Origin of the sequence: Dyella sp., assembly GCF_036746095.1 — a bacterium.
In the GTDB taxonomy this organism is placed as follows: Bacteria; Pseudomonadota; Gammaproteobacteria; order Xanthomonadales; family Rhodanobacteraceae; genus Dyella_B.
Genome location: NZ_DAIOEU010000054.1, coordinates 25,970 through 32,130, shown reverse-complemented (window position 1 = coordinate 32,130; position 6,161 = coordinate 25,970). Strand labels below are relative to the sequence as shown.

Annotated in this window: 4 protein-coding genes; all 4 read right to left on the bottom strand. The window is 62.3% G+C overall.

Annotation, left to right across the window (positions count from 1 at the left end; genetic code table 11):
- Positions 1 to 204, bottom strand: a 204-nt coding sequence (locus tag V7M64_RS17745) for a hypothetical protein (RefSeq protein ID WP_333680951.1), incomplete at its 3' end; no start/stop codon positions are given.
- Between the two features lie 19 nt (positions 205 to 223).
- A complete protein-coding gene (locus V7M64_RS17740; RefSeq protein ID WP_333680950.1) occupies positions 224 to 3,349 on the bottom strand; it encodes a CusA/CzcA family heavy metal efflux RND transporter in 3,126 nt (1,041 codons plus the stop codon).
- Complete coding sequence (locus tag V7M64_RS17735) at positions 3,346 to 4,506, bottom strand: efflux RND transporter periplasmic adaptor subunit (protein WP_333680948.1); 1,161 nt, start codon at positions 4,504 to 4,506, stop codon at positions 3,346 to 3,348. The genes V7M64_RS17740 and V7M64_RS17735 overlap by 4 nt, the downstream gene beginning before the upstream one ends.
- Entirely contained in the window at positions 4,496 to 6,010 is a 1,515-nt protein-coding gene (locus V7M64_RS17730; RefSeq protein ID WP_333680946.1) for an efflux transporter outer membrane subunit, read from the bottom strand. Before V7M64_RS17730 ends, V7M64_RS17735 begins: the two co-directional genes overlap by 11 nt.
- Positions 6,011 to 6,161 lie beyond the last annotated feature (151 nt).

Below are 6,161 nucleotides of genomic sequence, written 5' to 3'. Positions count from 1 at the left end.
AAGAACGGCGAAAAATTTCTCCGGACAGCAGTGCGCGAAAGCGGGAATGACGGCCGTATGGGTTGCCGCAGACGTATATGGGGCCACGCAAATTCCTTGCCGGACAGCAGAGGGCTTTCGCCGGAATGAGGTTTCGTTTTTTTGGCTGCGCAGGTTGGGGTGAAATCCAAGCTCCGGCATCGGCATAAAAAAAAAGAATTCCATCCAGGCCTGCTGACCCGAATCAAACCTCCAGCCTGTCGTCCTTCCTCGCCACCAGCGCGTACAACGCCGGCATCAGGAATATGCTGATCAGCAGGCGGGTGAACAAACCACTGACGATGACCAGCGCAAACGGCCGCTGGGTATCGGTGCCCACGCCCGTGGCGAGCGCGGCGGGAAGCAGGCCGAGCGCGGCGACCAGGGCAGTCATCATGATCGGGCGCAGGCGCAGGAGGGCGCCCTGCCGGATGGCCTCGGCAACATCGACGCCTGCCCGGCGCAATTCATTGACGTAGGAGATGTAGACCACCGCGGTTTGCACGGACACGCCAAACAGCGCCAGGAAGCCGATGCCCGAAGATACGGAGAACGGGGTATCGGTAAGCCACAACGCGATGATGCCGCCGACCGGTGCGGTCAGCAGCACGCCCAGCACCGTAATGAACGGGAACTTGAAATTGCTGTACAGCGTGAACAGCAACAGGAAAATCAACGCCAGCGTCAGCGGCAAAATCACATTCAATTGCGCGCGCGATGCGGTGTATTCCGTGTACTCGCCGCCCCAGTCCAGGCGATAGCCCTGCGGCAGGGAAACTTTCTTGGCGACCTGTGCCATGGCGTCGCCGACAGCACCGGCAAGGTCGCGCCCTTCCACTGAAAACTGCACGCCGATGTAGCGCGAATTATTTTCGCGATAGATAAACGAGGCGCCATTGGTGACCTTGATGTCGGCAAATTCCTTTAACGGAATCTGCTGGCCGCCCGGCGTGGCGACCAGGATGTTGCCGATTTCTTCCGGGTTGTCGCGGTATTGGCGTTCAAGCCGCACCACCAGGTCAAACTGCTTTTCCTGCTGCACTACCTGGGTCGCGACGTCGCCGCCGATCGCGGTCTGGATCAGCGCGTTGATGTCGGCGACATTCACGCCATAGCGCGCAATGGCGGCGCGGTCGATCTTGATCGTGAGGCTGGGCTGTCCAAGCTCCTGTACCAGTGTGACGTCGCCGATGCCGCGCACGTGTTCCAGCACCTTCCTGATCGCCTTGCCTTTCTCCTGCAGCACATTGAGGTTCGGGCCGAAGACCTTCACGGCGAGCGCACTTTTCAGCCCTGTTTCGGCCTCGTCCACCGCATCCTCGGCCGGCTGCGTGTAGTTGAACATGATGCCGGGGAACGCTTGCAGCTTCTGGTTGATCGCTTCCGTCAGCTGCGCCTTGGTGCGATAACGCCCCTTCCATTCCGAATACGGTTTCAGTCCAACGTAGAACTCGACATTGAAGAAGCCGGTGGAATCGGTGCCGTCGTCGGGACGACCCAGCTCCGAGGCGACCGTGGTCACTTCCGGAAACGAGCGCAGGATGTCGCGGATCTTTGGCGTGATCTTGGCCGACTCGTCAAACGAAATCGTGTACGGCATGGTGGCACGCACCCACAGCGCGCCTTCGTCCAGGTGCGGCATGAACTCCGCGCCGATGCGCGGGATCAACAACAGCGATGCGCCGAGCAACGCCACCGAAGCCAGCGTGATCGCCCATGGACGCCGCAGACATGCATCCAGGCCCTTCGCATAGACCGATTTGATCGCCTCGAACACGCGGTTGCGCCGCTCGATCACGCCCTTGCGCATGAACCATGCGCACAGCACCGGCAGCAAGGTCAACGTCACGATCAGCGAACCGACCAACGCGAAGATCATGGTGTCGGCCATCGGCTTGAACAGCGTGCCCGACGGGCCCGACAACACGTAGATCGGCAGGAAGCTGACGACGATCACCGCCACGGCATAGAACAAGGGACGATCCACTTCGGCCGCGGCATCGCGGATGATCGCCTTGACGTCGAGCGGCGTGCCTTTGCGTTCGGCGATGAGGCGGAAGATGTTTTCCACCATCACCACCGCGCCATCGACCAGGATGCCGAAGTCGATCGCGCCGATCGACAGCAGGTTCGCCGAGGCTTTCTGCGCGTCCAGGCAAATGAACGCAAACAGCAAGGCCAATGGAATGGTGACGGCGACGATCAGGCCGGCGCGGAAATCGTAGAGGAAGAAAATCAGCACCACCACGACCAGCAACATGCCGCGCAGCAAATTGTCCTTGACGGTCTGGGTGGTCAAGGCGATCAGGTCGGAGCGATCGTAGAACGGCACGACCTTGACGTCCTTCGGCAGTATCTGGTCGTTGAGTTCCCTGGTTTTCGCTTCAACGCGCTTGAGAACGTCCTGTGTCTTCTCGCCCGTGCGCAGCAGGATCACGCCTTCCACGGCGTCATCCTGTTTCTCGTAGCCGAACTCGCCCAATCGCGGCGCGATGCCGATCGTCACGCGGCCAACGTCCTTGACCAGTACCGGCGTGCCGTCGTGCACGGCCACCACCACGTTGCCGATGTCTTGCAGCGTCTGCATGCGGCCCACGCCGCGCACGTAGTAGAACTGGCCGCCCTGCGAGTAGAAGCCGCCGCCGGCATTGGCGTTGTTGGCGGCGAGCGATGCTTCCACTTGCGCCGCGGACAAACCGACCGAAGCGAGTTTCGCCTGGTCCAGCAGCACCTGGTATTGCATGGTGCCGCCGCCAAAACCCGAATCGTCGGCCACGCCGGGTACGGATTTGTATTGCGGCTCGATGGTCCAGTCTTCCAGCGTCTTCAGCTCCATCGGCGAGCGATCCGTGCTTTGCAGCACGTAGCGATAGATAAGGCCCGATGGCGATGACATGGGCGATACCGACGGCGTTACACCGCTGGGCAGGCTGATGTCGCCCAGGCGGTTGAAGACTTCCTGCCGCGCGAAGTAATTGTCGGTGCCGGTGTTGAACGTGATGATCACGTCGGACAGGCCATACAGCGAAATCGAGCGTGTCGTCGCTGTCTTCGGAATACCGTTCATGCCCAGCTCGACCGGCACCGTGATCAGGCGCTCGACCTCTTCCGCGGCATGGCCGGGCCACTGCGTGATGATCTCGACGATCGGTGGCGACAGATCCGGATAGGCATCCACCGGCAAGCGCTTCAGCGAGTGCATGCCGGAGCCCGCCAAGACCAGCGTCAACAGGATCACCAGGAACGATTGTCCCAGCGACGCACCGACGATCCGGTTCATGAATGACGCGGTGCGCGACAGCGTCTCGTTGGGGGGTGGGGTATCGCTCATTGGTTTTGCATGAACTGGACGAAGAGGCCGCCGTCGACGACGATTTGGTCGCCCGCGCGCAAGCCGCTCGGGATCTGGAATTTGTCGCCCACGCGATAACCTTGCGTCACGCTTCGCCGCGCAAAGCTGCCATCGGCCTGCAGCACATAGACGAACGGCAGGTTTTCGTCGTCGCGCAGCACCGACGAGACCGGCACCAGCATGCCGTTTTCGGTGTGTTGCGAATGGATGCGCACACTCACGTACATCTGTTTGCGCAACAGTCCTTGCGTGTTGTTGACGACCACGCGCGCGGCGACCATGCGCGTATCCGGGCTCACCAGGTCGGCAACGTTATCGACCTTGCCGGTGATCGGCTTGGCATCCGTGCTGGTCAGTACATCCGCGCTGTCACCGACATGCACGGCGGAAAGGTCGGCATCGGAAACCTGCGCCATCACCCACACGCGCGACAGGTCGGCGACGGTGAAGCACGCGGTGGTTCCCGCCTGCAGCAACTGCCCCGGCGAGATCAGCTTCTCGACCACGGTGCCGGCGATAGGCGAGCGGATCACACCCTGGATATGCGCGATGGACCGCCCCTGCTCGATGTCCTTGATGGTTTGCGGATCGACGTTCAGCGAGAGCAGCGTTTGCTTTGCGGCGTAGGCGTCGGCTTCGGCGCTGGCGGCATCGGTCTGGGCCTGGTCGGCTTCCTTCTGCGCAATGCCTTGGTGTTGCAGCAGGTCCTGGTCGAGGTCGGCCAGCCGGCGCGCCGTGTGCGCCGTGACCAATGCCTTGCGATAGGTGCTTACCGCCGTGGCGAAATCGGGTGAATCGACGTAGGCGAGCGGGTCGCCCTTCTTCACTTTGTCGCCCGGAGAAACCACCAGGCGCGACACCGGGCCGGAGATCGGGGCCAGCACGCTGGTGGACTGGTCGTTGTCGAAATCCACCACGCCGGTGGTATCGATGCTGCGATGAAACGGCCCGGCCGCAACCGTATACAACGTGATGTGCTGCCGCTGCGCCGCCGTCAGCGTGACGTTCACCGATGTCGCCGAGGCGGTCGGCGAAGCGCCTTCATTGCTGGACGAGCAACCGCCGCTCAGCGCAGCCATCAGCAGCACGGCGGCGACGCTCGCGCATCGCACGCCAGGTAAGGAATTAATGTTCATCGTGATCCTGATTCAAAGCCGAACCATGCCACCAGCCGCCGCCGAGTGCCTGAAACAATGCCGCGGTATCGGCAAACCGGTTTGCCTGCGCCACGATCAGATTGATGCGTGCCTGCTGGTACGCCTGCTCCGCACTGAGCCACGACAAATAGCTGGCGTAGCCGTCTTTCCATTGCCGCTTGGACAGATCGAGCGTCACCTTGGCCGCATCGTTCGCTGCCGAGGCGGCCTTCAACGCCGCGGCATCCTGGTCGAGCGCAACCAGCGTGTCGGCCACGTTTTGAAAAGCCGTGAGCACGGTGCTGCGGTATTGCTGGGCGGCTTCCACGTAGGCCGCTTTGGCGGCGCGTTCCTGATGCAACAAGGTGCCGCCCTGAAAAAGCGGTGCCGTGATGTCGGCGCCGATACCCCAGAAGCCGGTGCCAGAATGGAACAGCTGGTTCATCGCCAGTGCGGTGCTGCCCGCGTTTGCGCTCAGCGTGATATTCGGCAAGCGATTGGCCGTGGCAATGCCGATCTGCGCACTCGCCGCGTGCATGTTCGCTTGTGCCTGCAGCACGTCCGGCCGCTGCTCAACCAAGGCCGAGGGCAAACTGACAGGCAAGTCTTGCGGCAAGCTCAGCTGTGCCAGGTCGATGGTGCCGCTCGGCGCGTTGCTTGGAAAACGCCCGACCAGCACGGCGAGCGCGTCGCGTTGTTGCGCCAGTTGCTTGCGCAGCGGCGGCAACGTCGCGGCCGTTTGCGCCAGTTGCGATTTCTGCGCCGCCAGGTCGAGGCCGCTGGCATAGCCTTTGTCGGCCTGGCGCTGCAGGATCTTCACCATGTTGGTGTTGATGTCGATCAGCTGCTGCGTGGCGTCGACCTGCGCCTGCAAGGAAGCCTCCTGCACCGCTGCGACTACCACGTTGCTGCTGAGCGTGATGTGCGCGGCAATCATCTGGAAGCGCACGGCGTCTTCCTGCGCCTTCAATGATTCCATCGTGCGCCGGTTGAGACCGAACACGTCGGGCACATAAGACACGTTGAGCTGCGGCGTAAACAGGTTGTAGAGATAGGCGTTGTTGTTCGGCGTCGGCGAAAGCGTGCCGGATTGACTTTGCCGGGTGGCGGAAAACTCGGCAGACAGATTCGGATAGAAAGCGCCCCGTTGCGCCAGCACGTTTTCGTGCGCCACGGACAAGGCGGCCTGGGCGGCCTTGAGGTCGGCATTGTTTTTCAGCGATTCGTCGATCAACGCATTCAATGCAGGGGAATGGAACAACGTCCACCACTCGCGGCTTACCTCGCCCCCCATCACGAAACGCTGCGCCTCGCCGCCGGCAACGCCGGGCGTGGCCTCGGTGGTGCCGAGCGGCGTGGCCGTATAGCGGGAGACGTCCGGCGCCGCGGGTTTCTTGAAGTCAGGGCCGACCGCACAACCTGCCATCACCAGCGCCACGGCCGCGAAGCAGACCCGCGCGGGCCGCGCAGCCAAAACGAGGTTCCTGGCACGGCGGGCGATCATCGCGTGCCGCCGTGATTACGTGAGCCACCCATTGCACAGCTTCCGATAAATGGGTCGACGGGAATCGCCACCCTGCCCCGAACGTGATGATAGTGCCCCCGCCGCGGAGGCGGATAATGACTATCGATCTACCAAACCCGGCAAAAAGCCG

Coding starts and splice junctions, on each gene's coding strand:
- V7M64_RS17740 (WP_333680950.1), bottom strand. CDS start 3,349: ATGAGCGATACCCCACCCCCCAACGAGACGCTGTCGCGCACCGCGTCA.
- V7M64_RS17735 (WP_333680948.1), bottom strand. CDS start 4,506: ATGAACATTAATTCCTTACCTGGCGTGCGATGCGCGAGCGTCGCCGCC.
- V7M64_RS17730 (WP_333680946.1), bottom strand. CDS start 6,010: ATGATCGCCCGCCGTGCCAGGAACCTCGTTTTGGCTGCGCGGCCCGCG.